Raw genomic sequence first — 24,505 nt, forward strand, 5'->3', positions numbered from 1 at the left:
TCAGGAGCTGTGCAATGACACAGGAACGCCCGCTCGCGGAACAGCTTCGCCGCCTCCGCGACGCGCTCGACACGATGGATCCGCTGCCCCGCGCGGTGTTCGATCTGCACCGCTATCGCGATCTCGATTTCCTCCAGATCGCGGACGAACTGGGCATCAGCGTTACCGAAGTGGAGCGCCAGTTCGCAGCGGCGATGTTCCATCTCCTCCGATCCACGCACGAGAACGGCGGGCATTGAGCCCGCCGCTTTTCCTTCTGCACTTGGCATTCTAAGCCATTGGCATGAGACTAGCGCGATGAAGACCGGCTGCTTCTTCCAGTCCGAGGTCGCAACGGCAGTCGCGTCGCCGAATTCCTGAAACAGGATCTGGACGACACGCTCGAGCTCGCGCTGCTTGGCAGGCGGCAGATGGTCGGCCAAGCTCGACGCGATGGCCGCGCAGCCGGGATCGTCGAAGACCGCAATCCTGACCGACGCGCTGATCGCCTGGTTCGATCGCCGTGCCGGTCACGAACTCGACCAGCGCTTCGGCGCGCGGCTCGACCGCCAGAACCGCGTCGCCGACCGGATGGAGCAGAAGCTCGACTATCTGACCGAAGCCCTTGGACTGTTCGTCCGCCACCAGCTCACCCTTACGGCGCATCAGCCGGCCTTTGATACCGAGACGCAGCGCCTAGGGCGGCTTCGCTACGACGCCTTCGTCGAGCTTGTCGGCCGTGCAATCGCCCGAGGGGACACGAACAACCGCATCGCCAACCGTCCACCCCCAGAAATGGGGAGCGACAAATGAAGGAGCACGCCATGCGTCCTGCGCTGAGCAAGCCGAACACCGACCTGTCGCCCATCACGCTGCGGATTGCTGATGCCTGCCGCATCACCGGCATCGGCCGGTCGAAGTTCTACGAGTTGATCAAGGCCGGCGAGATCGGGGTGATCAAGGTAGGCGCGATCACGCTCGTGCCGATGACCAGCATCGACGCGTTGCTTCAGCGTGGCGCCCCCACCGCGGGCGACGGCGCCCGGCACCCCTTAGCCGAGGTGATGCACCCGTTTCTGGCCAATGCCATTTTGACGGCGAGCCTTGCCTCGACCCCCGAGGCGGTTCGATGCGATCTGTCATCGGCGGACGAGGGGAGGCGGGGAAAAGCTGAAGACCTTGTTGTTGAGCGTATGATTTCGGCCCTCTATGATCGAGACGACCAGCTCGACGTGGTTCGTTGATCCCATCTTATGTCGTTCTGCTGTCCTAGCTTTGGCTAGGGTCTGAGCTTCGGGGCCTTGCTAAAAGTTGTCTGCGTGACAGTCTGAATTTGGGACTTTGCGGCCATTCCAGACGATCCGTACGAAGGTGGCTTCCCGGAGGATCAGCCATTGTGACCTCATTGGAGATTCGAACGAGTGGCAATATCTTGACCTCCATCAGCTCCTGACGGACATCGGACCAACCATTTTTAAGCTAAGGTCGGTATAGCCTGCATGAATGCCCCAGCGAATTTCGCCGCCATTCCCGTCATCTACAAGATCCTGGGTATGAGCAGTGACGATCAATTAGCGCCTTTGGTCGACACGCTCACGCAGACGCCTCTCAGCATACTCAAGATTTGCCGGGCCTATGAACGACATGCCCCGGATCACAGTCGGTATACCGATCAGATCGGCGATGAGATTTACCGCCTTGGCCAGAAGGCACTGAATATCACGGATGGAAGCCGTCCTTCGTATCAACGAATGATCGATGCGTTGTGCAAACAGCTGGGTCTGCCTGCCCAAGAGGACGATCTGGCCGACAAAGAAACAGCTCTGCTCAACCTCTTTACGTCGAAACGGCTCTCGTCGATACCAACGGACATGCAGCAAGCGGCCGTGAACGATGCTCGTCGAGCAGCTGCCGAGGGTGCCAGGAGTTTTTTCGGCGCCGCAGAATGGCCTCCTCTGGCCGCCTGCCTTTTTCAAATCGCGTTCCTACGGGGGACGCATAATGAAGTTGCGCGCGCGAATAAGGGAACCCAGGAGGCAGGCTCGACATCAGCGCCTGGCAGTCACTCTGATGCTTTGGTCATCAGCAACGATAGTGGAACCCCTATCCTAACGCTTGCCCAGATTAGCCCATTGGATTCGGACGCTGGATGGCGCAAGGTCAGCAAGGATGACACCGGTATTAGCCGGTTAAATCCCTTTTTGCAGGCTGTCCCCGGCATGGCGACGGCCGTCGAGGTTGGGACCAGCAATTACATGAATGTGATTGTCCCGGCTGGAACCGAATTAGTGGAGAGCGTCAAGCACGGTGGCCTTATCGGCACGCTCCGCAAAATCGGCACGAACGAACTCGCCGGAGCCGCCAAACTTGATGTCGGGAAGCTTTCGGCCCTAGCCACTTCCGGCGCGGCTCTCAATATTGCATCAGCTCTGCTTGCGCAAAAGCATCTCGCTGACATCAGCGAGAAGCTCTCGGACATCAAGGAAGCCATTGAGGATGTTGCTGCGTTTCAAAAGAACGAGCGTCGATCGGTCTTGACAGGATCGATCCGCTATTTCGAGCAAATTGCCGGCTCAGTTATGTCCGGAGAGCTCTCGGATGAGGTGGTTCACGTCATCGAAATGCACGAGACCAAGCTGTTGGAAGTGCAAGACCATATTGCCACTGACATCGGCAGCCAAACCGAAGCGCTGAAGATCCTGAAAAATGAAGAGTGGGTCGGACAAGGTAAGTATATCAAGGCGCTGGACGAGCAGCATGCAGCGCTCGACAAGCTATATCGTGAAATGCTGTTGTGCCTGCGGGCGCGCGCATGTGGCTGGCAGCTCCTCTCTGCCTTCCCTGGCCGAGAGCAGCGTAAAGAAGATCGCCTTCAGGATATCAGAGCCTCCTTATTAGCCTTGCTGCCGCAGGGCGAGGCAGCCGTGGGGCTGGATCAGCTCCTCCGCGAGAAAATCAAAGCCGTCACCAGCGCGGCTGAGCGCTCCAAAATTTTGCGGAACGAAAACGCTCTGTTGAACCGCATCTCGGCTCAAAGCGCGATTGTGTTCGATAGCCTCCAAACAATCGGCACGGATATCTCCACTCACGACGCCCCCCTCTCGATGGATTTGAAAATTGAAGATGGGCTTATCGTCGCAACGCGTGTGCGTTGAGTTGCAAGAAACTCCGCGCATTTGCTGGAACCGAAAGAGGCATTGTGAGGAAACCGGCTGCCAGTTCTCAGAAGGTAGAACGGTAGGTGTCTGCAAGAGCGGACACTCCCAGCACTGCAACGGAACGGCCCATGCTGGTCGACTGCTGCCGGAAAAATCGATCGGCGCTATTTGGGACGAACCCGTCGTTGAAGTCCGGTGTCGGGAATGTCGGCTTTGATCAAGACCTGCCATCCGTGCGGATCGGATCCCTAATGTTGGCCCGCTTTCTTGATCGGGGCACAGCGATCGAGATGGGCGGCACTGTCTCTATGGGATGAATTCAGCGCACCTCCGCGTACCTCGCATCTCCCATCGTTCATACGCACATCTCAGCGCGACCCCGTACCTCTAGGCCTTGACACGAACGACTACGTTTGTAATCGACGGGGCTGGCAAGTGCAGGGAGGATACGTGAAGAACTGTCGCACGACGCTCACAACGACGCTGCTAGGCATCGGTCTTGCGCTGTCCGCACCTGCTGTCGCGCAGAATATTGCGCAGGACGACAATGCCGACATGCAGATGCTCTTCAAAGCCGACCAAGCTGTTCGCAGTGGCATCAGACCAGAGCAATTTACCGATCGCGCGTTCGTCACGAAGATGATTGCCGAAGATCAGGAGCGCCGCCTTAAGGTTCGAAAACTGCTGGATTCTGGTGCGCTTCGTTCCGGCGACGACTATTATGCGGCGGCTTATGTCTTCCAGCACGGCAGCACAGCGGACGACTATCTCTTGGCTCACAGCCTTGCTCTAGCCGCAGTTGCCAATGGCAAAAAGGATGCAACGTGGATCGCAGCCGCAACGCTCGACCGCTATCTCCAAAAAATCGGGCAGAAGCAAATTTACGGCACGCAGTTCATCAGTGTTAAGGCGACCGGGCCGACGATGGAACCTTATGACCGGACTCTCGTCCCGGACGGGCTGCGAAAAGTACTTGGTGTTCCCGAGCGCAAGCTGCAGGATGAACGCTTGGAGAAAATGAAAATTACTGCCCCGGCAACGAGATAAGGGCTGTTCAGAGTGGCATTTTAGACAGGTGTCGGGACTATGCCTTGCGAAGCTTATCGGAGGGCAGATCTCTCGACTTCGGCAGGCCGTCGCCGCAACGTAGCACGCCGAATGTGAGGAAAATGTGACGCCGCCCTGAACCTGCGCGACGATTGTTATGGACGGGGGTCGTCAGTGCTAAACCACTATTTCAGGGCGCTGTCTTCTCTGGAGCGATAGTGCTGCCTATGACCGTTTTCGCCTCGAGCGGTCGTTCCCACCGCCGATGGGATCGGCTTAAGTTGGTCGGATGCCGTCACAGCCACTGTTCCGCAGGGGGACGCCAGATCGGTAAGCGATGGACAAATGGCTTGCGGCAGCTGCCTCCGATAATGACAATGGGGTCTAGTGGGAGGAAAGATTGATGTTGGGCGGGGGTGATGCTCTATATGGATCAGTCGATTTTGATCATGGGCTTACGTGCAAGCCATCCGCGATTGGCGAAGCATCCCCGCCACCCGCGCGGGTAAGACTCATGGAGGAGGAGTTCATTGGTACGCCAAAGCTGCTTCTCCGGCTCGCCTCTAGGGCGGCAGCGACGCTTCATTACAAAATCGACGGACTAGACGAATCTTCCTGCTTCATAAGCTTTGCAACGGGATCGGGGCTGCGGAGGTTCATTGCTGCGCCAGGTGCGCTTCAGTTCGATGAGGTCGGCGCCTATCGGTTCCGAGTGGCACAGCCAACCGATGCGCCCGGCACTAGGCGCAGCTTTCGTGCTACCCGGAAAATTCTAAGACAGATGCGACGCCTCGCCCGATAGACGAGCAGTGTTACCGGGGAAGTTGGCCAAACGGTAGTTACTGGGTCGCGCCTCCGAGTTCATGAAGGCGAGAGCTGGCGCGCAGTCGCCAGGCTACCGTATGATTCCCCCCATTGGGCGCTCACCACTTCCAGCTGCAGGCGGCACCAATCGGGCGCGTTCCTGCCAAGCGGTCGCGCGCTGAGCCATCGGCAGGTTTTGGCAGGCGTGGCCGTTCGACGCGGGGTCGGCGAACGGCGTGAGTTGGTCGGGAGCCGTCGGCGCCGGATATAGCATTCTGGTGGTTTCCCGCCTGTCCGATTTCCGACAAACATAGTGCATATTCGACCGCTTACCTCCGGTAAAACCCGGCACGTGACCGGCATCACGTGTCCGGGTGCAGCACTTAGAAAGAAGACCATTCTTCCGAGTTGCGAGGGGTTGCCAGCAACCGGGCTGAAGCGGGCGCGGTGTAAGCTTCGGGCTTGTTCCACCCTGATCGGCTTGCACCGCCCTTATGCTGCTGGCCAATATTAAATTGCGATGCCGCTTGGGTGAGTTGACTGACTTCACTGGCAAGGTTCCGTGCGGCAGCTGAGGTCTGTTCAACCATGGCAGCGTTCTGTTGCGTCGTGTGATCCATTGCGTTGACAGTGTCACTGATCTCGCTGACGGCACCAGCCTGCGCGCTATTGTCCTTCGCAATATTGCCGAGAAGGTCGTGAACCTCAGCAACGTCGTCCGAAATCCCTACGAACGCCCCGTCTACCTTTCGCACCATTTCGACCGCAGAAAGGATTTCCGACTGCGTGGTGGTAAGCTGATCACGTGCGCGCCCAGCTTCCTCTTCAGCGCGCATCGCAAGAGCGGAAACAAGATCCGCAACGACGGCAAATCCACGGCCCGCTTCGCCGGCGCGTCCTGCTTCCACGGCAGCGTTCATAGCAAGAACGCGCGTCTGGAAAGCGATCTTGTCCAGCCCCTCAATGACGCTATCGATGCCCTTGGCGCTGTCCGAGACCCTGCCCATGGCCGAAACCGCATCATCGGCTATGACGCGCCCGCTCGCTACGGTCGCGATCGCGGCGTCTGCACGAGACACAGTCTTCGCTGCTGCTGCGGCGGTCTGCTTGAGGCGGCCGTCCATCTGCGTGATCGCTGCGGTTGTCTCCTCCAGATTTGCAGCGTTCGCTTCCGTCCGCCTGGCGAGATCCTCCGATGCCGTTGCGATCTCGTTGGCGCCGCTTTCGATGGTCGTCGCGCTAAGCGATACCGCCCCGATTAGTTCGCGCAGCCCACCCAATGTGAGGTTGTAGTCTTCGCGCAAAGACGCGTAATCTGCCGGGAAGTCGCAGTCGATTGTAGCAGTCAAATCCCCTGCGCGGAGGCGGCGGAGGTGTTCGCTCAGCTTTTTTACCACATCGGCTTGTTCAGCTGCCTGCCGTTGCTGTTCCACGGCCGCGTCGCGGAACGTGAGCATTGCCTTCGTCATTCGGCCAACGCAGTCTCTGTAGTGGGTGAATGCAATTGGGCTCTTGAGGTCACCGTCAGCCAGCCCTTCCATGCGCACGACCGTTGTAACATAGGGGTCGGCAATAGCTGCGCGGAACTTTGTGGCTGCAAAGGCTGCGATACCTATTGCTGCCAGATCAACGGCCACACTTACCCATCCGGCGTCGAAGAACGACAGCAGCTCCAGCACCAACATGACGCCGATCATTGCCGCGAAGGCAACCTGAAGTTTCTTCCTGATCGGCGCCTCCGCCTTGAACCATTCCATCCAAACCTCCTAATCGATCCACTATGGGGACGTTTGCACTAGATATAGAAGGTTGGTTGACGGTCCTTCCCCTAAGACCATCAGTATCTTCCGAAAAATGCTACTCTTTTTGGGAGTGGGTTAATTCCGTGTGTTTTTTGAGTTCCGAGCATTTTGAGATGTTCGGATCATAACGAATTGCCCAATAACGAATTTGCCTTCTAGAGTGTCCGAGGTCGTGCTTGGCTCGGCCCCGCGGGGGTAACCAATTGTCTCAATCGAGCGTCCGACTCTTGTTTGCGCTAACAGCTGCAGAAATAGATTCGCGCTCCCAATCTGAAAAGCGAGCCATCGCAACGGAATGGCAGTTCTCAGGCGGGGGCACAGCCGATCTAAACGGCGACAAATTGAGGCGGGAGCCGCCAGTACGGATCACGATCTCAGGGCGCCGCCGTCGCCGGAGCGATTAGGGCTGCCTATGGCGGCTTTCGGCCCGAGCGGTCGTTCCCACCCGTCGATGGGAACGGCTTAAGTTGGTCGGTAGGTGCCTCGGGGCATTCCCGCTTCTGAGGCTCGAAAGCGTTATTCGGACGGCCACTCTGGCCATCGGAGAATGATCATGGAGATGCCTGAAACCGAACTCAACGCGACAAAGCGCCCAGTCTGGAATGCCGGACGGACCGTCGGCGCGAAGCGCGCGCTGAAACCGAAACAGATATGGGAGATCCGATTTTACCTCAATCAGCGCCGCCGCTTGCGAGATCGGGCGCTGTTCGACCTGGCGATCGACAGCAAACTACTGGGCTGCGACCTGGTACAGATGAAGATCCGCGACTTGGTCAGCGGCGGGCAGATCCGAACGCGTGCGATCGTGATGCAACAGAAAACCGGTCGGCCGGTTCAGTTTGAATTGCTTCCAGACGCTCGGACTAGCCTGCTGACGTGGCTTGAACGGCGGGGCGGCGCAGTGGACGATTATGTCTTTCCGAGCAGGATTGATCATAATTGGCATCTCAGCACCCGCCAGTATGCACGGCTTGTCGATGAATGGGTGACCGGCGTCGGTCTGATGCGAAGCGAGTATGGCACGCACTCGCTTCGCCGAACGAAGGCTTCGATCATATACAGGGCGACCGGTAACCTTCGTGCAGTCCAAATCCTTCTCGGTCATAGCAAGATCGAGAACACGGTGCGCTATCTCGGCATCGACGTGGACAACGCGCTTGCCCTTGCCGAAAACACCGAAATCTGACCCGATGGCTCCTCGCCTCCGGCGAGGGGCCTCTTCACCGTGCTGTGGGACAATCGTGCCATGGCCAGTTTGCCTGCCGAGTAGCCGCTCTTGGGTGAAAATCGGTCGATGCCAACGTCTTCGCGCTGAGGAAGTTTAGAACGGAATCCGATGCATCGGTACAATCAAGGCAGCCAGGCGGGCGGCGAGAAGCGGACTTGACCCTGCGAGAGAGGAGGAGGCTGCAGTTCCCGCGGCCAAGGCGCAATTTCCGCAGCATACCGCGCCTCGGCAGCGCCATAGGAAAATCCTGCCAGCACCATTAGGCGCTCGCGATCACAAATAGTGACGCGCGCTCGCTCGCAGCGGAGTATCTTCTCGCCCTCAAGCACATGGAAGCATTCGGTCACGCTCGCCCGCCGTGTGTGAAGCGCGCGTGCGACCTCGTCATGCGTCAACAACAGCGTGTCACCTTGACTGCGGTCGTGCAGCATCAATATCCATCGGGCAACGCGGCGTTCCAAGGCATCGATCGTGTTCGAACCGAGCATCGAGGCCATCTGCTCAAGAAAATTGTCCGCGTACCGCAGCAGATTGGCGCGGAGTGTCGCACTTTTTGCGCAAGCCTCCAGCAGGGGCCCAGCCGCAATGGATAAAGCCGTACCGCCCTGCATCTCCACGGTTGCGAGCGTGAAGCTTTCTTCCACCCCCATCAGCAGCGACCAACCCAACACGCCTTCATGGCCGACCAAGCCCAGGGCCGGCTGGCGATCGCCGAGAAGCGTCTGACGAACACAGAAGACCGCCGTCTCGGGGAAGATCATTTGCACCGACCCGCAGGACGTGCGGCCCACGCTTTCCCGTGGGCCGAAGGGAAGGCGGGAGAGGTGCGGGATCAGCAACCACGCGTCGCTTTGCGCGAGGGATCGCAGCAGCAGATTGCCGCGGATGTCTGGCGCATAGTGGGCGTTCGGTTTCGACATCGGCGCGACCCGCTCCCTCTCCTCGTTGCGTATAAGCTTCGGAACGTGCGGCGCCACGGATGCATGAAAACGCGTGGCAGGGGACATTTTGTACGACACCGTACCCAGCCCGTGCCGAACCGGAACTGCTTGAAAACGCCCCGGGTTCGAACCCTCGCTACCATCAGGGAGGCATGCGCCGTGAACCAGGAAGTCGAGCTTATCGAAGCTTTCGAGCAACAAGCCCAACGCCGAAAAGATCGCCGCGAATTCTTCAAGGCGTTCGCGCTCACCGCTGTGGCCGGTGGCGGGCTGGCCATGGCAACAAGCGTGCAGCGGGCTGCCGCACAGGCAACGCTCACGGACGGCGACGTCCTCAATTTTGCACTGAACCTCGAATATCTCGAGGCGCAATTCTATGCCTATGCGGCGAACGGCGTTGGCCTCTCCGCCGACCTGTTGACCGGGTCCGGCAAGATCGGTGCCGCCGTGGGCGCACGCCAGGCGACTTTCAAGGATCCGGCGGTCGCCGCATATGCCCAGGAAATCGCAGCGGACGAACGCGCCCATGTCGCGTTTCTGCGCAGTGCCATCGGCGCCACCGCTGTGGGGCAACCCCAAATCGACATCGGGGTTTCACCCACCAGCGCCTTTTCCAACGCGGCCCGTGCTGCGGGACTGATCGGCGCGGGTGAATCTTTCGATCCATATGCGAGCGACGAGAACTTCCTCCTCGGCGCGTTCATCTTCGAGGATGTCGGGGTCACTGCCTATAAGGGCGCTTCGCCGCTCATCACCAACAAGGTGTTCCTCGAGGCCGCGGCAGGCATTCTTGCCGTCGAGGCCTATCATGCCGCGCTCGTCCGCACGACGCTCGACGCCAAGGGAATCGCGGCCCCGAGCCTGGTGGACGCGACCGAGGCGATCTCGAACGCGCGCGACAGTCTCGACGGGGCGAGCGACGATGATCAGGGCATCCGTGCGATCGGCACCTCCAGCAACATCGCGCCGCTCGACGCCAACGGCCTCGCCTATAGCCGTTCGACGGGCCAGGTCCTCAACATCGTCTACCTGAACAAGGCGGCCGTCACTGCCGGCGGATTCTTCCCCAACGGCGTCAACGGCACCATCGTCACCAGCGCAGCGAACTGATCGCTCGGTCCTAGGGAGGCTTCAGCCATGAACCATGATATCGTTCTCCAGGTCCTGGATGCATGCGACGCTCGCCGTGCCGAGCGCCGGGCTTTCATGAAAAATGCCGGCTTTGCGGTCGCGGGCGCTACCATGCTCGCTGCGTGCAGCAGCAATGACGATGGGCCGGGATCCATGATCACGCCTACGCCTACGCCGACCCCAACCCCCAGTCCGTCCGGCGCGCTCTCCGATCAGGACGTGCTGAACTTCGCGCTGAATCTCGAATATCTGGAAGCGCAGTTCTATTCTTTCGCCGCCAATGGCGTTTCGCTGCCGGCCAGCCTGCTGTCGGGTACAGGTCAAGCCGGCGCACCGAACGGCGCGCGGCAGGTCACCTTCAAGGACGACGCCGTGGCCCGCTACGCCAGGGAGATAGCCGGCGACGAACAGGCGCACGTCGCCTTTCTGCGCAGCGCCCTTGGTAGCGTCGCGGTCGCTCAGCCCAATCTCGACTTGTCCGCCGACGTAAACGGCGCATTTTCGACCGCGGCACGCGCCGCCGGACTGGTCGGTGCCAATCAGGCATTCGATCCCTATGCGAGCGACGAGAATTTCCTGCTCGCGGCCTTTATCTTCGAAGATGTTGGGGTCAGCGCCTACAAGGGCGCCTCGCCGCTGATCACCAACAAGACCTATCTCGAGGCCGCAGCCGGCATCCTTGCCGCAGAGGCCTACCACGCCGGGCTGATCCGCACGACGCTGTATCGCAAGGGGCTGACGACGCCGTCGCTCATCGATGCCACCGAAGCCATTTCCAATGCGCGCGACAGCCTGGATGGATCGAGCGACCTGGACCAGGGTATTCGTCCGATCGGCACTGCCACCAACATCGTGCCGACCGACTCCAACGGCGTGGCGTTCAGCCGCTCCGCCGGCCAGGTGCTCAACATCGCGTATCTCAACAAGGCGTCGGTCGATCGTGGCGGCTTCTTCCCCACCGGCGTCAACGGCACGATCAAGCTCAGCGCCGCCAGCTGATGCCGCCGTTCGAGGGGGACATGGGCGCGTCCGGGGGCTCGACCGCGATCCGCGCGGCGAGCCTGCCCGGCGCGTTCCGGAGCGTCGCCGTGCCTGCGGCAGCAGGGTTCTGGCGCAAGCTGGCTGCCTTTGCCGGGCCCGGCTACCTCGTAGCGGTCGGCTATATGGACCCGGGCAACTGGGCGACCGGCCTCGCGGGAGGGTCTGCATTCGGCTATTCGCTGCTGTCGGTCATCTTGCTTTCGAACCTTATGGCGATGCTGCTCCAGAGCCTTTCGGCGAAACTGGGCATCGTCACCGGAATGGACCTCGCCCAGGCATGTCGCGCGCGCTATTCGTTGGCTCCCCGGATCGGCCTCTGGCTGCTCTGCGAACTGGCCATCATCGCCTGCGATCTGGCGGAAGTGATCGGTACGGCGGTGGCGCTCAAGCTGCTGTTCGGACTTCCGCTCGTGGGCGGGATCGTCGTCACCTCGCTCGATGTGTTTCTGATCCTCATGCTGCAGCGCCACGGCTTTCGACAGCTGGAAGCTTTCATCGTCGCGCTGCTGATCGTCATCGCCCTCTGCTTTGCCGTGGAGCTCGTCTGGGCGCAGCCAAGCATCGGGGCAATCGGCGCCGGGCTGCTGCCATCGCCGCAGATCATCACCAACCCCACGATGCTGTACGTCGCGATCGGCATCCTCGGCGCGACTGTGATGCCGCACAATCTCTACCTCCATTCCTCGATCGTACAGACCCGCGCCTTCGACCGCAGCGACCGCGGCAAGCGCGAAGCCATTCGGCTTGCCACGATCGACAGCACGGTGGCACTCAGCCTTGCACTTTTCGTCAATGCAGCGATCCTGATCCTCGCCGCGGCCGCGTTCCACGGATCAGGCCAGACCAAGGTAGCGGAAATCAGTGACGCCTATGCCTTGCTGGCGCCGGCGCTCGGCGTGGGCTTGGCGAGTACGCTCTTTGCGGTCGCGCTGCTCGCGTCCGGTCAGAATGCCACAATTACCGGGACCCTGGCCGGGCAGATCGTGATGGAGGGCTTTCTCGACCTGCGACTGCCGCAATGGCTGCGGCGCATGATCACGCGCGGGCTCGCCATCTTGCCTGCCGCTGCCGTCGCAGGCGTGTACGGAGACGGCGGCGTGGCGAAGCTTCTGGTGCTGAGCCAGGTGGTGCTAAGCCTGCAACTTCCTTTCGCCGTCGTCCCACTAGTGCGCTTCACCGGCGACCGGGCACTAATGGGGCGCTTCGCCAACGGCCGATTGATCCGAACCGGTGCGCTCCTTGTCACGACCATCGTGATCACGTTGAACGGCGTTCTGATAAGCCAGATGATGGTTGGTTGATGCCATGCGTTCGACTGACTGAGAGAAGGCTGAGCGAGCGAAGAGGCCAGCACGCTCCCATCCTGCCGTGTCTGAGCGGGTTTGACCTGAGGCGCCTTCAGAACTGTAGGTCTTGAAGTGGCCAGACGATCAGATGCATTAAATCAACGACGCATTCTGTTGATTACTGCGCTCAATGCGGGTGGCTTCAGTCCCACCGTTAGTGCAGCAGCCCGCGTAGCCGCTCCGCATCCTCCGCTGAAGCGGGATTGTAGATGATCATGCCAAGTTCTGGCCTGCCTTCAACGGCAAACGATGAGTATTCCATCGCCAGCAGACCGGCGTCTGGATGATAGATGCGCTTAACCCCCTCACCGTGCGACACCACCTCGTTGTCCTGCCACAACGCCTCGAAGTCGGGGCTGAGGCGGAACAACTCTGCGACCAGCTTCGTGACTTCGGCGCTCATGCTGGCACCGGCGCGCGCCACATCGGCGCGGAAGGCGCCCACCACGAAACGCGCGATGCTGTCGGAATCGGCATTCCGGGCACGGATGCGATCGCTGCCGAACATCAGCCGCAGGATATTCCGTCCCTCACGCGGAAGCTTGGCATAGTCGGTGAGCAGTACCGCAGCCGCCCGGTTCCAGCCGACGACGTCCCACATCGCGGTCTTCACGATTGCCGGGCTCAGCGCCATTCCGTCGAGCACCCGTTGCAAGCGAGGGGTGATGCCGTCGACCGGCTGGTATCGTGCCTCGGGCGGGCGGCCGAGGCCGAGCATGTAGATGTGCTCACGCTTAGGCTCGGTAAGCATCAGGCCTCTGGCAATGCGGTCCAGCACATCCGGTGACGGCGCGCCGCCACGGCCCTGCTCAAGCCACGTATACCATGTCGGGCTGATGTTGGCGCGGCTCGCCACCTCCTCCCGGCGAAGACCCGGCGTGCGGCGCCGCCCGACAGCGAAGCCGAACGCCGCAGGGTCGAGGCGCGTACGGCGGTCCCGCAGATAGGTACCCAGCGGATTGGGTGCATCATCGACCATGGCAGATCCTGTTGCAGCTTATACTAGGGCTGGAACCCATAAATGGGAGTCCTTGGGCGCGAGAGATGTGATTCACGCTGCACGTTGAAGTGGAGGCTGGCTGAACGACGAGCAGTGGGATCGACTGCGACCGCTGCTGCCAAACAAGCCGCGAGGTGTGCCGCGGGTGGACGACCGTCGGGTGATCAGCGGCATCGTCCATGTGCTGCAGGCAGGCTGCCGTTGGAAGGACGCGTCGAGCTCCTATGGTCCGTACAAGACGCCGTACAATCGGCATAAGCGTTGGTCGGAAAAGGGCGTCTGGCAGGCGGTATTCGAAGCGTTGGCCGCTGCCGGCGGGCCACCGGCTGAGGTTCTGATCGACAGCACGCATGTGAAGGCCCACCGTTCGGCTGCCGGCGGAAAAGGGGGGCGTACGTCCAGGCAATCGGCATCAGCCGAGGCGGGCGCAACACGAAGATCCATGCCATCGCCGACGCCCAAGGCAAGCCGCTCGCCTTCCTCCTGACGCCTGGCCAGGCAGCAGACTGTCGGGCAGCAGAGGCATTGCTCGACGGCCTGCCGGCCCGCTGCATTGTCCATGCCGACCGCGCCTATGACACCAACCGCATCCGCGACCTCATCGAGCGGCAGGGTGCTGTTCCCAACATCCCGCCCAAGGCCAACCGACGCTGGAAAAGCTGCTTCAGCCGCAGCCTCTACAAGGGCCGCAACGCCATCGAACGCATGTTCTGCCGCCTAAAGGACTGCCGACGCCTCGCCACGCGCTATGACCGCACCGCCGCCGTCTTCCTCGGCAGCATACACCTCGCTGCCACCGTCATGTGGTTTTTGTGAGTCCGGGCCCTAGCCTTTAGACGATCCACTTTATCTGCATCGCATGCCGGAAGATGCCTGTTCGCCGAACGAGCGCATCTCAGAATTGCTTTGCAATCTTTGCTCGCACATTGCGGGGCGCACCCAAGAAGCCACTTACCGATCCCGACTGGAGCGGCGTCGCCAGCGCCTGTTCGGCATAGGTGACGTCGAACAGGTTGCTCACCAGCAGGTCGAGCCGCAGCGCCGACGCGGGCAGGCGCACGCCCAGGCTGGCATCGACCAGATGGACCGGCGCCTGCCGGCTGATGCCGGCGGTGTCGATGAACTGCCCGCCGCGATAGCGATATTGCGCCCGCGCGGTGAGGTTCCAGCGGGGCGTGACGGGCTGGTCGAGCACCGCCGCCAGGTTCGTGCTGAGCTTGGGGGTGAAGCGGACGCGCGCGCCCGCCAGCACCGGATCGATGCCGCCGCCGCGGCCATAGCGGGCGTGCGGGATCCAGCTCGCATCGGCTTCGATCGTCAGCGCCGGGGCGATCTGGAAGCGGTTCTCGATCTCCGCGCCGTAATCGGTCGCCCCCTGGGCGTTGATCACGGTCGTCCGCAGCCCGACGAACTGCGCGATCTGCAGGCTGGCGATGTCGTAGTAGAAGAGCGCCACATTGGTCCGCGCGCGGCCGCCCAGATAGCGCAGCTTCGCACCCAGCTCGAACGCGTCGATCGTCTCGGGCCGGTATTCGGGGCTCAGCGGTACGCCGCCCGGCATCTCGGCGGGGTTGTTCGCGCGTGTGCCCGCGCCATTCGCATCGATGTTGACGCCGCCCGCCTTGAAGCCGCGATTATAGGTCAGATAGACCATCGCTCGGTCCGACGGCCGGTATTCCAGCCCCAGCGTGCCGCTGACGGCATCGTCGCGGCGCCCGTCGTCATAGGCGGGGCCAGGCTGGACGCCGAGCAGCCGGAAGGGCTCGGCGGCGGCGGGGCGATAATAGCGATAGGCGAAGCGGCCGGTGCGCTTCTCGATGGCGTAGCGCACCCCCGCGACGAGCGAGAGGCGATCGGCCAGCCGAACGTCGCCATGCGCGAAGAGCGAGGTGGAGCGCGCGCTGCCCCCCATCGCCTCGTCGCCGATCAAGCCCGGGGCGGCATCGGCCGTGCCGGGCGGCAGCCCCAGCCCGGCAAAGACCACGTCCCACACCTGCTGCGCCTGCGCCGCCCAGGGAAGCTTGCGATCCATCGCCAGCCGCTCGTCGGAGAAATAGCCGCCGAGGACGATCTTGGCGCCGAGCGGCGCGATGTTCGCCGCATAGGCCAGTTCCTGCGAGAAGAAATTGCTGCGGAAGCCCTCGTCATAACGGAAGATGTCGGCGCCGGAGAAATCCGGGTCCATGTCGGTCTGCTTGACCCGGTAGTAGCGATAGCCGGTGGTCGAGGTGAGGGTACCGCCCGCCGCGGCCCATTCCACGATCATCGCCGCGCCCGCATCCTTGATCGTCTGGCGCCCGTTGCCGTTCAGGCTCTGCTCGCGATCGGCAGGTCGCGGCGAGGGCACCTTGCCCCCACCGGCCAGGATCAGCCCGTCGATCAGCGGCTGCAGGGGGCCCGTGGCGAGTTGCGCGGTGGCGTAGCAGCAATTGCCCTGCCCCTCGGCATAGTCGCCGATCAGCCGGATGGACAGCGACGGCGCGGGCGCAAGCAACGCCTGCACCTTGATCGCCTGCGACGAACTGCCGTTGAGCGGTCGATTCCGCGTGACATCGGTGTAATAGCCGTCGCTGTGCGACACCGTGCCGGCGATCCGCACGGCGGCATGATCGGACAGCGGGATATTCTCCGCCGCGCGCAGGATCAGCGTGTCGTACGACCCATAGCTCGCCTCGGCCGAGCCGCTCCACCCGTCGAACGACGGCCTGGCGGAGGACAGCAGCACCGCGCCGCCGGTGGTATTCTTGCCGAACAACGTGCCCTGCGGCCCGCGCAGCAGCTGGCCCGAGCCGATGTCGACAAAGTCCTGGAGCGCCGCGGCCGCCCGGCTTCGATAGACGCCGTCGATGAACACCCCCACCGACCCTTCGAAGCTGCGATTGGTGCCGGTGGTGCCCAGCCCGCGCACGATCAGATTGGCGGTCGAGCTGGCGATGTTGGCGGATCGGAAGGTGACCGAGGGATCGATCGCGTCGAGCTGGGCGATGTTCTGCACGTCGGCGCGTGCCAATCCCTGCGCGTCGACGACGGTAATCGCGATCGGCACCGTGTCCACCGCTTCGGCGCGGCCCCGGGCGGTGACCAGGATCTCCGCCGGCGTGGCGTCGGTGACAGGAGCGTTGGCCGCAGTCTGGGCGCGCGCGGCACCGGCCGAGAGTGCCGCGGCGGTCGCTGCCGCCAGCACCGGCACGATCGCGGAAGACCGCATCATTCCGCCGCCACCGCCGGCAGCAGGAAGCGGAAGACGGCCCCGCCCCCCGGCTGGTTCGCCGCAGCCATCTTTCCCCCAAGTCGCTGGATCGTCGAGCTGCAGATCTGCAGTCCCAGCCCGATGCCGCCCTGCTTGGTGGTGAAGAAGGGCTGGAACAGCCGGTCGAGATCGGCCTCCTTGATCCCCATGCCGACGTCCGCCACCCAAACCTCGACCTGATCCTCGACCGGCCGGACGCCGACCGTCACAACTTTGGCGATTCCCTGCATTCCCGCCATCGCATCGCGCGCATTGTTGATCAGGTTGATCAGCACCTGCTGCAGATCGATGAAGTCGCCCATCACCGCGGGCAGCACGGCCGCGGCCTCCATGCGCAGCTCCACGCCCCCGTCGCGCAGGTCGCGCGCGAGCAGCTCGCAGGTCCTGCGCGCAAGCTCGCCGAGATCGAGCGCACGCAGATCCTCCCGGCCGCTGGTGATCTGGTCATGGGTGTGCCGCACGATCGTGGCGATGCGCTGGGTCGTCTCGACCACCCGGTCGAGGATGCGGATCGCCTTCTCCACATCGGGCACCTCGCGCTGCAGCAGCCGCAGCCCGGTAGTCGCGTCCATGCTGACCGCCGCGATCGGCTGGTTCAGCTCGTGCGCGATCGAGGCGGAAAAGGCGCCGACCGTCGCGACGCGATTGGCGCGGGCGAGTTCGGCCTGCGCCGCGCGACGCATCTCCTCGACACGCTCCTGGCTGCTGACGTCGACCAGGCTGGAGAGCTGGCGCTCGTCGCCGAGCCGCGTGACCGAATAGAAGACGGGCACGCGCCGCCCCTTGCTCCCGATCAGGACGACCCGCCCCTCCACATTCTCGCGATCGTAGAAGATCATCTCGAACTGGCGGAGCAGCACCGTCTCGATGTCCTCGGCGGTCTTGTCCACCGGACGGTCGACAGCACCTTCGACATCGTCGAAGCCCAGCATCCGCATGCAGGCTTCGTTGACCGAAACCGTCTGCACCGCCGCGACGCATTGGGCGAGCATTTCAGGATGTGTCGCCATATGGGCGGCCAGGTCCTGCACCCCCTCCGCTTTCAGCCGGTGGAGGATGGCGGCTGCGGCGGCCATGTCCTGTTCGGCGAAGGCGATCTTGCTAACCGCGAACAGGCTCGAATAGCGCGCCTCGGTGCGCGCGAGTTCGGCGGCCTGCCGGTTGACTCGGCTTTCGAGTCCATCGGTGATCGCCTGCAACTCGAGCCGGGCGCTGCGCTCCGCATCGATGTCGGCTGCGACGGCATACCAGAGGTCATCAGCGGACGATTTGGCGACGACTCGCATCCAGCGATACACCCCTGCGGCATGGAGCAGGCGAAAGTCGGCCTGCACCTCCGGCTCCACGCACGCCAGCGCGTCCAGTAGCGTCGGAAGGTCGTCAGGGTGGATGCGATGGCGCCAGCGCTGCTCGGCAACCGCTTGGTCGCGATCTTCGCCAGTGAGCTCAATGTATCGGCTGTTTATGAAGCGGATCTTGCCGCTGCGATCGGCCTCGAAGATCAATTGTGGTAGTAGGTCTGCGTAGGCCTCGCCAGGGAAGACGGCCGTCGGTACTGTACTCACCTGCCGCTGCCGCCGCTTGTGTGGCTATGGTGGCCCGGAAGACGTGCCCCCTGCTCCATTTTCCTCACGCCGCACTACCTTTTCTGCCGATCCCAAGTGCTCCCTCTACGCGGATTGAGGGGAGCGGCAAAGAGTTGAAAATCACTGATGCCAGCTCGATCAGATGCGAGCAGCCGTAGATCTCTAGGCTCCTTCTGCTTCCAAAATCTGTCGCCGTTCGAACGCCATGACGGCTTCAATGGTCGGGGGCCGTCGGTGCTGAATTTCGCGTTCCGGGTGGGAAGCGGCTGGCGGCTTTGAATGGGTTTAGCCTTGAAGCAGGCGTTGTGTTTCGTTCGCTAGCCAGCTTACATCGCCGTTCATGATCTGGAGCTTCAGATGCGTGCCATATCCGTCGCAGTACTGCTGTCCTGCATTTCCATCAGCTTGTCCGGCGTGATGGCCGAGCCCCAGCGAGGGCCGATCGACGGGCGCTTCGATGTTGGGGAACGCTTCATCCGACTTTCCTGCAAAGGTGCAGGAAGGCCAACGGTAGTGATCGACGCGGGAATGGGAACAGCACCTGTTGAGGATGCGGGATGGCGGGCCATTGCGGCGCAAGTAGAACCGGTCACCCGCGTCTGCCTGTATGATCGGGCTGGCCTCGGGCAGAGCGATCCGGCGCCGCCCGGGCCGCGCTCCAGCTTAGATGCCGCCCACGACCTACATGCCGCATTGTCAGCTGCAGGGGTGAAGGGACCTTACCTTCTTGTCGGTCACTCAGTGGGCGGGTTGCATGCTCAGGTGTTCGCGGCGCAGTACCCAGCTGACACGGCCGGGTTAGTATTGGTGTCCACAACTCATCCCGACCAATTTTCTACTTGGCTGGCACTTCTGCCCGCCCCGAATCTGGATGAAGAGGCGGCCGTTACTGAAGCCCGATCGTTCCTCACCAGCATGCAAAGCGATCCGAGCAAGAACGAGGAGCGGTTGGACATGCATGTGAGCGGGGTGGAGGCGCACAAGCTCAGCTCGCTCGGCAAAAAGCCGGTGATTGTGTTGACGCACAGCCCGCGCTTCCGAATGGTCCCCGGGCTATCCGAACCGATCGCTGTTAGATTGGAAGACGCGACCCAGCGAATGCAGCGAGAGTTCCTGTCGCTATCAACGAACGCGCAACAGAATGTCGCGGGGCGGGCTGGGCACGGCCTGCCGCATGAAGCCCCGAAGTTCGTCGTTGATGGCATCCTGCAAGGCGTCGCTGCCGTTCGGGGACGTCCGCCCCGCTGATGACCCAAAGCGGTAGAAGCCCTGCCATGTTCATGCGGACGGGCGTCTTCGCCTTTTAGCCAAGTTCTGGCGCCGGTCGCTTTCAGCGACTGCTCGACCCCACGCAATTGGCTGAAAATGGGGCTGGAGCCGCCCGTGCGGAAACACGATTTCAGGGCGCTACCGTCGATGGAGCGGCGACAGTTGTCTATGGCCGCTTTCGGCCCGAGCGGTCGTTCCCAACCGCTGATAGGAACGGCTTAAGCTGGTCGGGAGTTGCCGGGAGCGAGATCGACGTGCTTTGGGACATTCCTGCCGTTCCTGCGTGAGGTGTCTAACGGCAGCTCTCGCCAAAACCTGCCTCTTAGTCGGCGTGAAACCGCTTGGCAGGACCGCGCCCACTTCCTGCCACTCGAAGGTTTCGTCGCGCTCCCTAAAAGCGGCCGGGGGTAGCCGCCGTCGGACGACGTGAAACCCCTATGCCATATCGCCGTTGAGCGGCGATGGCAGCTATTGGACACTTTCGAATACCCACTTTGGAGCCAACGACCCCAAGATTGTGGCCGCGACCGAGGCTTGGCTGCAGGTGCGCCAGCCTGATCTGGTGATCATAAGCGGAGACTTCACGCATCGCGCGCGCGTCAGCCAGTTTCGCCAAGCCGCCGCTTATGTGAACAGTCAACTATGTCGCTAGCCACAGAGGGCACGACCTCTTTTTCTCAACCCCGCGCTGCTACGATCCTCGGCAGGCTGCGGATTGGTTCCACAGTGATGTGTCGGAAGCAGGTCTCGGCACCTTCGGATTGCAGCTGGATCCGCCCATGGGTTAGCGCCATTCGCTTGCCGTTAGAGCCGATTGTAGCGAGGTCCTTTGCTTCGGCAACCGGCACCCCGTTGACAACATGTACCGCCCGATCGCCCAGCACGTAGAGATCCAACACGTTCCATTCGCCTCCGGACTTCTCGGCATCGACCGCGGCCTCGACATTCCAGGTCGCGGTCCCGTTGATCATGTCGACCACGCGTCCTTCGGTGCGGAACCGCAAGTGCGGGGCGACCAGCGAGTCATCGAAGGCGACATTGGTTCGCGCGCGGAGCGCCTTGCCCACCATCACCAGCATGCCGGTCGACCCCTGCATAATCTCGAACTCCACAGACGGCTGCCACGTGCCAAACACCTCACCCGGCCTGCCATGGGTGTGATAGAGCAGGCCGTTGTTCGGCGGCAGCGCCGCGCGCGGCGCCCAGCGTTTAGGCCCCCATTTGAACTCGAGCCGAAGGTGATAATCGCGCAGGTCGGCGCGGTGTACCAGGCTACCCCAGGTTTCGCCCTTCACCCAGATTGCCGGCTCACCATTGATGATGCGCACGGCGAAGTCACCGCTGGTGTCCCGTGACGTGCCGATCGGCGCCGCAACCGGATCGCCGCGATAGGTGATCGCGGGATCCGCATAGCCGAGCCAGGGCTGCCAGCCGTCCAGCGACTTGCCGTCGAACAGGGCGATCGATTCCCCGGTCGGCTTGGGCAGATCGACGAGCGTGAGATGCTCCGGTGCCGCGCGGGTCGGTCCGGCGAGCGCGCGGGCCAGTTCCTTGGAGTCCTGGTCACCGCCCGCCAATGGCAGCGAAAGCAGAAGGGCGAGCATACGGAGCATCTTGGGCATCCTTCGTGGGCGGGGTGAATCGATGGCGTGCCGAGCGTAGCGCGGCGCACGGCGCGGGCAAGGCGTCCCGCGCCCGCGCCTGCGCCGTGCGAAGCGCGGATGGTATCAGCGTGCCAGCGGCTCCAGGCGAAGCAACAGCACGTCATTGGTCTGCAGCGCGATCGGCACGCTCAGCGTGCCGGTGGCGGGTACGGTTACCGTCGCGTCGCGTTCGGGCAGGTCGCGGGTCAGGCGCTGAAGCGCGGCGACCTGCGTCTCGGTCAGTGCTTTCGGCCTGTCGAGGTCGATATAGGCCGAGAACGCGTCGTTGTGACGATAGCCGGTCCGGAACAAGCGCAGCCTGTACTTGCCGGGGCGCAGATGGGCCAGTTGCACCGACGCAGGCGGCGCCGGCTTGGCAGGCACGAGCTTGCCGTAGAAGGAGCGATTGCTCACCGGCTGCTCGGGCTGATGCCAGTCCCACAGCACCACCGCCAGCTTCGCGCCATCGACCGCGGCGATGCTATGCGGGTCGCCGGTCGGCACCTCACGCCCGTGCAGCGCGTTGAGATATTTGTAGGCGAACCAGGCGGGCTTGCGGATGCCCTGCGGGTTCATCAGCCCGAAGCCGCCCTCGAAGGGGGCGGTCGGCGGGCCTGGCTCCTCGAACAGGTCGCTGAAGGTCCAGTAGCTCATGCCTTGCGCGATACCCTGCACCGCCTTGAGCTTGGTGAGGATGTAGGCTGCGCTCACATAGGAATCATGGACCAGGTCGCGGGGCGTGTAGCTGGTGCTCCATTCGGTGAAGTAGAGCGGCAGATTTGGATAGGGCGAGGCAGCGATCTGCTGGCGGACGTTGCGCACATCGCCGATAATCGCGTCTGGTGACGAGGAAAGCTTGGTATCCTGCTTGCCCTGCTCGTCGAGGAAGCCGCCCTCCACGCCGTAGGTGTGGGTGGTCACGAAATCGACCGGCGTGCCGCGCTTGTGCATGTCCGCCAAGAATTCGGGCACCCAGGCTGCGCCGGCAGTGGAGGGGCCGCCTACGCGCAGCGCCGGATCGACGGCCTTGATGGCACGCGCGCTGGCGTCATAAAGGTCGAAATAGGCTGCCTTGTCGGCCTTTTCCCAGAAGCCGTCGAGATTGGGCTCGTTCCACACCTCGAAGAACCAGCTGCGCACCTCCTCCCGGCCATAGCGCTCCTGCGCGTGACGGACGAAGGCGGTGAGCAGGTCGCGCCACGCTCCCAGTTCCGGATGCGACGTATTGCCCTTCCAGTAGAAGATCGAATTGTCGGACGTCTTCAGTGCGTCGGGCGTGAAGCCGAGTTCGACGAAGGGCCTCAGTCCCCGCGCGCGCAGTTTGTCGTACAGCGCGTCGATGCCGCTCCAGTCATAGGTGATCTTGCCGTTCTCGCGCTTCACGGTGCCGAGCACGTCGTGGAAGATCGCGTGGAAGCGGATGTAGCGGAAGCCGAGCTCTTCATGCGCCGTCTTCAGCTGCGCCATGGAGTCGTCGCGGCGGAGCGTGCCGGGGTAATCGGAGCCGACCGACAAATCGAAGAACCGGTCGACCTGCGCCCGGGCGGTCGCGACATCCACGTGCACGGTGCGGGACGGCACCTGCGCCAGCAGAGGCGTCGGTGCTAGGCCGAGCAGCAGCCCGGCGGCAGCCGTCGTTACATGCGTACGCTTCAAGAAATCGTCTCCCCGTTCTGCTATCGACGTGCTGTCACTGGTCTCACGCCGCAACTGCACGGCAGGTTCGAGCGACGAAATGGTCGTGGGTGGGCAGCCGCGGCAGCGCTGCCGCCAACGCGCTGCGGCGCGCGTCAAATCCCTTTTGCAGGGTATCCAGCGGCGGGCGGTCGGCGGCGGGATCATGGCCGCGCGGCATGCGGCCTTGGCCCAGCAGCACCGCGGCCCAGCTGGCTTCGGCATGCGATTCAAGTTCGTAGAGTGGTATCCGCGCGCTCGCATCCCACAAGGCCAGTTTGTGCGCGAGCGTGTCCGGCAGCGCCATCGCCGCCATGTCGCGCCAGAAGGGTTCGGGCCTGCGGCTGATGCAATAATGGGCGATCAGGAAGTCTCGGATCCGCTCATATTCGCCGATCGTCTCGCGGTTGTATTCGGCGACGATAGCGGGATCGGCGGGCCCGGCGTTCGGCAGGAGTTCGGCGAGGCGGCCAAGGCCGGTCTGCACCAACTGAAGGCTGGTGGACTCGAGCGGCTCCATGAACCCTGCCGCCAGCCCGATCGCGACGACATTGTGCACCCAGAACCGTTCGCGGCGTCCGGTGGTGAAGCGCAGGGGGCGGGGGTCGCCAATCGCTTCGCCGTCCAGTTGACCGGCGAGCCGCGCGGCTGCTTCGTCGTCCGATAGATAGGCGCTGCTGTAGACGAGGCCGTTGCCGGTCCGGTGCTGGAGCGGGATCCGCCATTGCCAGCCCACGGCCTGCGCTGTGGAGCGCGTGAAGGGCGTGAACCGGCCAGCGCGCGTGCAACCTTGGGCGAGCGCGCGGTCTGCAGGTAACCAGTGCGACCAGTCGACGAACTTCGTGTCCAGTGCTCCGCACATCAAATGGCTGGCAAAGCCAGTGCAATCGATGAACAGGTCGGCCTCGATGCGCCGATCGCCGTCGAGCTGAAGGGCCGTCAGGTCCCCCGTCTGCGGATTGCGGTCGGCCTGAAGAATGCGACCTTCGACCCGGGTTACGCCACGACCCTCGGCATAGCTGCGCAGCAGCTGGGCATAGAGGCCGGCGTCGAAATGATAGGCATAGCGATATTGGGCCGCTTCGCCGCGCAGCGCTTCGGGTGGCGCGAACCGGTCTTGGGCGGCGGCGCACGCGGGCATCGACCAGGCGTCTATTGGGTCGCTGATGCGTCCAGCGGCCCGCAGGCGATGCCAATGATGGTGCGGTGCGACGCCCTCGATCGGGGCCCCGAAATCACCGAAGCCGTGGAAGTGGCGGTTGCCGGCTTCGCCCCAACCGACGAATTCAATGCCGAGCTTGAAGCTGCCCTGGGTGGCCGAAACGAAATCTGGCTCGTGCAGGCCCAGCAACCGGTTGAAATCATGCAGGATCGGCACGGTGGCTTCGCCGACGCCGATCGTGCCGATCGCATCGGATTCGACCAATGTGATGCGCGTGTCGGGCGCCGGCCGCAGCCGCGCGAACAAGGCCGCTGCCATCCAGCCGGCACTGCCGCCGCCAGCGATCAGGATATGCTGGGCCACCGCGCCACCCTCTCGTTTCCAACGTTCTTGCGGCCGAGCCTAAGCGCGATCCGCCTTCGATAAAATACGCCCCCGGATACC

General features: G+C 62.8%; 19 protein-coding genes and 2 pseudogenes. 12 read left to right on the plus strand and 9 right to left on the minus strand.

Going from position 1 to position 24,505, the window contains the following annotated elements; all coding sequences use genetic code 11:
* The first annotated feature begins 14 nt into the window (after window positions 1-14).
* Complete coding sequence (locus ABIC65_RS01225; protein WP_354306388.1) at window positions 15-239, plus strand: RNA polymerase sigma factor; 225 nt, start codon at window positions 15-17, stop codon at window positions 237-239.
* A 69-nt stretch (window positions 240-308) separates the two neighbouring features.
* On the opposite strand, the pseudogene ABIC65_RS01230 reads toward ABIC65_RS01225, so the two are convergent.
* Window positions 309-422: pseudogene (locus ABIC65_RS01230) on the minus strand (nucleotidyltransferase); the annotation flags it as partial.
* Here ABIC65_RS01230 and ABIC65_RS01235 point away from each other — a divergent pair.
* The 4 genes from ABIC65_RS01235 (at window position 397) to ABIC65_RS01250 (ending at window position 4,184) form a co-directional block, all read left to right on the plus strand.
* Window positions 397-792 carry a CopG family transcriptional regulator gene (locus ABIC65_RS01235; RefSeq protein WP_354306389.1) on the plus strand — a complete coding sequence of 132 codons (396 nt, stop codon included), beginning with the start codon at window positions 397-399 and terminating at the stop codon, window positions 790-792. The pseudogene ABIC65_RS01230 and the gene ABIC65_RS01235 overlap by 26 nt on opposite strands.
* On the plus strand, window positions 789-1,223 hold the full coding sequence (locus tag ABIC65_RS01240) for a helix-turn-helix domain-containing protein (RefSeq protein ID WP_354306390.1): 435 nt from the start codon (window positions 789-791) through the stop codon (window positions 1,221-1,223). The genes ABIC65_RS01235 and ABIC65_RS01240 overlap by 4 nt, the downstream gene beginning before the upstream one ends.
* Window positions 1,224-1,478: 255 nt before the next feature.
* The gene (locus ABIC65_RS01245; RefSeq protein ID WP_354306391.1) at window positions 1,479-3,134 is read left to right on the plus strand and encodes a hypothetical protein; all 1,656 of its coding nucleotides are present in this window, start codon (window positions 1,479-1,481) and stop codon (window positions 3,132-3,134) included.
* Between the two features lie 453 nt (window positions 3,135-3,587).
* A complete protein-coding gene (locus ABIC65_RS01250; RefSeq protein ID WP_354306392.1) occupies window positions 3,588-4,184 on the plus strand; it encodes a hypothetical protein in 597 nt (198 codons plus the stop codon).
* A 1,187-nt stretch (window positions 4,185-5,371) separates the two neighbouring features.
* On the opposite strand, the gene ABIC65_RS01255 is transcribed toward ABIC65_RS01250, so the two are convergent.
* Entirely contained in the window at window positions 5,372-6,745 is a 1,374-nt protein-coding gene (locus tag ABIC65_RS01255) for a methyl-accepting chemotaxis protein (protein ID WP_354306393.1), read from the minus strand.
* Window positions 6,746-7,343: 598 nt separating this feature from the next.
* On the opposite strand from ABIC65_RS01255, the gene ABIC65_RS01260 reads away from it, so the two are divergent.
* Window positions 7,344-7,976, plus strand: coding sequence for a tyrosine-type recombinase/integrase (locus ABIC65_RS01260; RefSeq protein ID WP_354306394.1), 633 nt, complete (start codon window positions 7,344-7,346; stop codon window positions 7,974-7,976).
* A gap of 164 nt (window positions 7,977-8,140) precedes the next feature.
* Here the strand turns inward: ABIC65_RS01260 and ABIC65_RS01265 are convergent, their stop codons facing one another.
* Entirely contained in the window at window positions 8,141-8,995 is an 855-nt protein-coding gene (locus ABIC65_RS01265) for a Crp/Fnr family transcriptional regulator (protein ID WP_354306395.1), read from the minus strand.
* 123 nt (window positions 8,996-9,118) lie between these two features.
* Between ABIC65_RS01265 and ABIC65_RS01270 the strand changes: the two genes are divergently transcribed.
* The 3 genes from ABIC65_RS01270 to ABIC65_RS01280 are packed head-to-tail and all read left to right on the plus strand — an operon-like array spanning window position 9,119 to window position 12,432.
* Window positions 9,119-10,069: a ferritin-like domain-containing protein gene (locus ABIC65_RS01270; RefSeq protein WP_354306396.1), complete on the plus strand. Its 951-nt coding sequence runs from the start codon at window positions 9,119-9,121 to the stop codon at window positions 10,067-10,069.
* A 27-nt stretch (window positions 10,070-10,096) separates the two neighbouring features.
* Entirely contained in the window at window positions 10,097-11,089 is a 993-nt protein-coding gene (locus ABIC65_RS01275; protein WP_064309776.1) for a ferritin-like domain-containing protein, read from the plus strand.
* Window positions 11,089-12,432, plus strand: coding sequence for an Nramp family divalent metal transporter (locus ABIC65_RS01280; RefSeq protein WP_354306397.1), 1,344 nt, complete (start codon window positions 11,089-11,091; stop codon window positions 12,430-12,432). The genes ABIC65_RS01275 and ABIC65_RS01280 overlap by 1 nt, the downstream gene beginning before the upstream one ends.
* Before the next feature lie 199 nt (window positions 12,433-12,631).
* On the opposite strand, the gene ABIC65_RS01285 is transcribed toward ABIC65_RS01280, so the two are convergent.
* Window positions 12,632-13,456 carry a helix-turn-helix transcriptional regulator gene (locus tag ABIC65_RS01285; RefSeq protein ID WP_354306398.1) on the minus strand — a complete coding sequence of 275 codons (825 nt, stop codon included), beginning with the start codon at window positions 13,454-13,456 and terminating at the stop codon, window positions 12,632-12,634.
* Between the two features lie 100 nt (window positions 13,457-13,556).
* Here ABIC65_RS01285 and ABIC65_RS01290 point away from each other — a divergent pair.
* Window positions 13,557-14,293 (plus strand): IS5 family transposase gene (locus ABIC65_RS01290; protein WP_354307752.1). Its coding sequence is split into 2 segments (ribosomal slippage): window positions 13,557-13,854 and window positions 13,854-14,293, totalling 738 coding nucleotides; the frame shifts between segments, so codons are not numbered across the junction.
* Between the two features lie 79 nt (window positions 14,294-14,372).
* Here the strand turns inward: ABIC65_RS01290 and ABIC65_RS01295 are convergent.
* A complete protein-coding gene (locus ABIC65_RS01295; protein ID WP_354306399.1) occupies window positions 14,373-16,688 on the minus strand; it encodes a TonB-dependent receptor in 2,316 nt (771 codons plus the stop codon).
* Entirely contained in the window at window positions 16,685-18,232 is a 1,548-nt protein-coding gene (locus ABIC65_RS01300; protein ID WP_354306400.1) for an ATP-binding protein, read from the minus strand. The genes ABIC65_RS01295 and ABIC65_RS01300 overlap by 4 nt, the downstream gene beginning before the upstream one ends.
* Before the next feature lie 438 nt (window positions 18,233-18,670).
* Between ABIC65_RS01300 and ABIC65_RS01305 the strand changes: the two genes are divergently transcribed.
* Window positions 18,671-19,561 (plus strand): alpha/beta fold hydrolase, encoded by an 891-nt coding sequence (locus ABIC65_RS01305; protein WP_354306401.1) that lies wholly within the window; start codon window positions 18,671-18,673, stop codon window positions 19,559-19,561.
* Between the two features lie 472 nt (window positions 19,562-20,033).
* A pseudogene (locus ABIC65_RS01310) lies at window positions 20,034-20,216 on the plus strand (hypothetical protein); the annotation flags it as partial.
* A gap of 43 nt (window positions 20,217-20,259) precedes the next feature.
* Here the strand turns inward: ABIC65_RS01310 and ABIC65_RS01315 are convergent.
* From ABIC65_RS01315 to ABIC65_RS01325, 3 genes are all read right to left on the minus strand, one after another.
* On the minus strand, window positions 20,260-21,195 hold the full coding sequence (locus tag ABIC65_RS01315) for a 3-keto-disaccharide hydrolase (RefSeq protein WP_354306402.1): 936 nt from the start codon (window positions 21,193-21,195) through the stop codon (window positions 20,260-20,262).
* 114 nt (window positions 21,196-21,309) lie between these two features.
* On the minus strand, window positions 21,310-22,881 hold the full coding sequence (locus ABIC65_RS01320; RefSeq protein WP_354306403.1) for a GH39 family glycosyl hydrolase: 1,572 nt from the start codon (window positions 22,879-22,881) through the stop codon (window positions 21,310-21,312).
* A gap of 43 nt (window positions 22,882-22,924) precedes the next feature.
* Window positions 22,925-24,424, minus strand: a complete 1,500-nt coding sequence (locus tag ABIC65_RS01325) for a tryptophan halogenase family protein (RefSeq protein WP_354306404.1) — start codon at window positions 24,422-24,424, stop codon at window positions 22,925-22,927.
* Between the last annotated feature and the right edge of the window lie 81 nt (window positions 24,425-24,505).

Source organism: Sphingomonas trueperi (assembly GCF_040545665.1).
GTDB classification, from domain to species: domain Bacteria; phylum Pseudomonadota; class Alphaproteobacteria; order Sphingomonadales; family Sphingomonadaceae; genus Sphingomonas; species Sphingomonas trueperi_B.

Coding starts and splice junctions, on each gene's coding strand:
- ABIC65_RS01280 (WP_354306397.1), top strand. CDS start 11,089: ATGCCGCCGTTCGAGGGGGACATGGGCGCGTCCGGGGGCTCGACCGCG.
- ABIC65_RS01225 (WP_354306388.1), top strand. CDS start 15: ATGACACAGGAACGCCCGCTCGCGGAACAGCTTCGCCGCCTCCGCGAC.
- ABIC65_RS01295 (WP_354306399.1), bottom strand. CDS start 16,688: ATGATGCGGTCTTCCGCGATCGTGCCGGTGCTGGCGGCAGCGACCGCC.
- ABIC65_RS01245 (WP_354306391.1), top strand. CDS start 1,479: ATGAATGCCCCAGCGAATTTCGCCGCCATTCCCGTCATCTACAAGATC.
- ABIC65_RS01285 (WP_354306398.1), bottom strand. CDS start 13,456: ATGGTCGATGATGCACCCAATCCGCTGGGTACCTATCTGCGGGACCGC.
- ABIC65_RS01305 (WP_354306401.1), top strand. CDS start 18,671: ATGCGTGCCATATCCGTCGCAGTACTGCTGTCCTGCATTTCCATCAGC.
- ABIC65_RS01315 (WP_354306402.1), bottom strand. CDS start 21,195: ATGCTCCGTATGCTCGCCCTTCTGCTTTCGCTGCCATTGGCGGGCGGT.
- ABIC65_RS01255 (WP_354306393.1), bottom strand. CDS start 6,745: ATGGAATGGTTCAAGGCGGAGGCGCCGATCAGGAAGAAACTTCAGGTT.
- ABIC65_RS01260 (WP_354306394.1), top strand. CDS start 7,344: ATGGAGATGCCTGAAACCGAACTCAACGCGACAAAGCGCCCAGTCTGG.
- ABIC65_RS01275 (WP_064309776.1), top strand. CDS start 10,097: ATGAACCATGATATCGTTCTCCAGGTCCTGGATGCATGCGACGCTCGC.
- ABIC65_RS01240 (WP_354306390.1), top strand. CDS start 789: ATGAAGGAGCACGCCATGCGTCCTGCGCTGAGCAAGCCGAACACCGAC.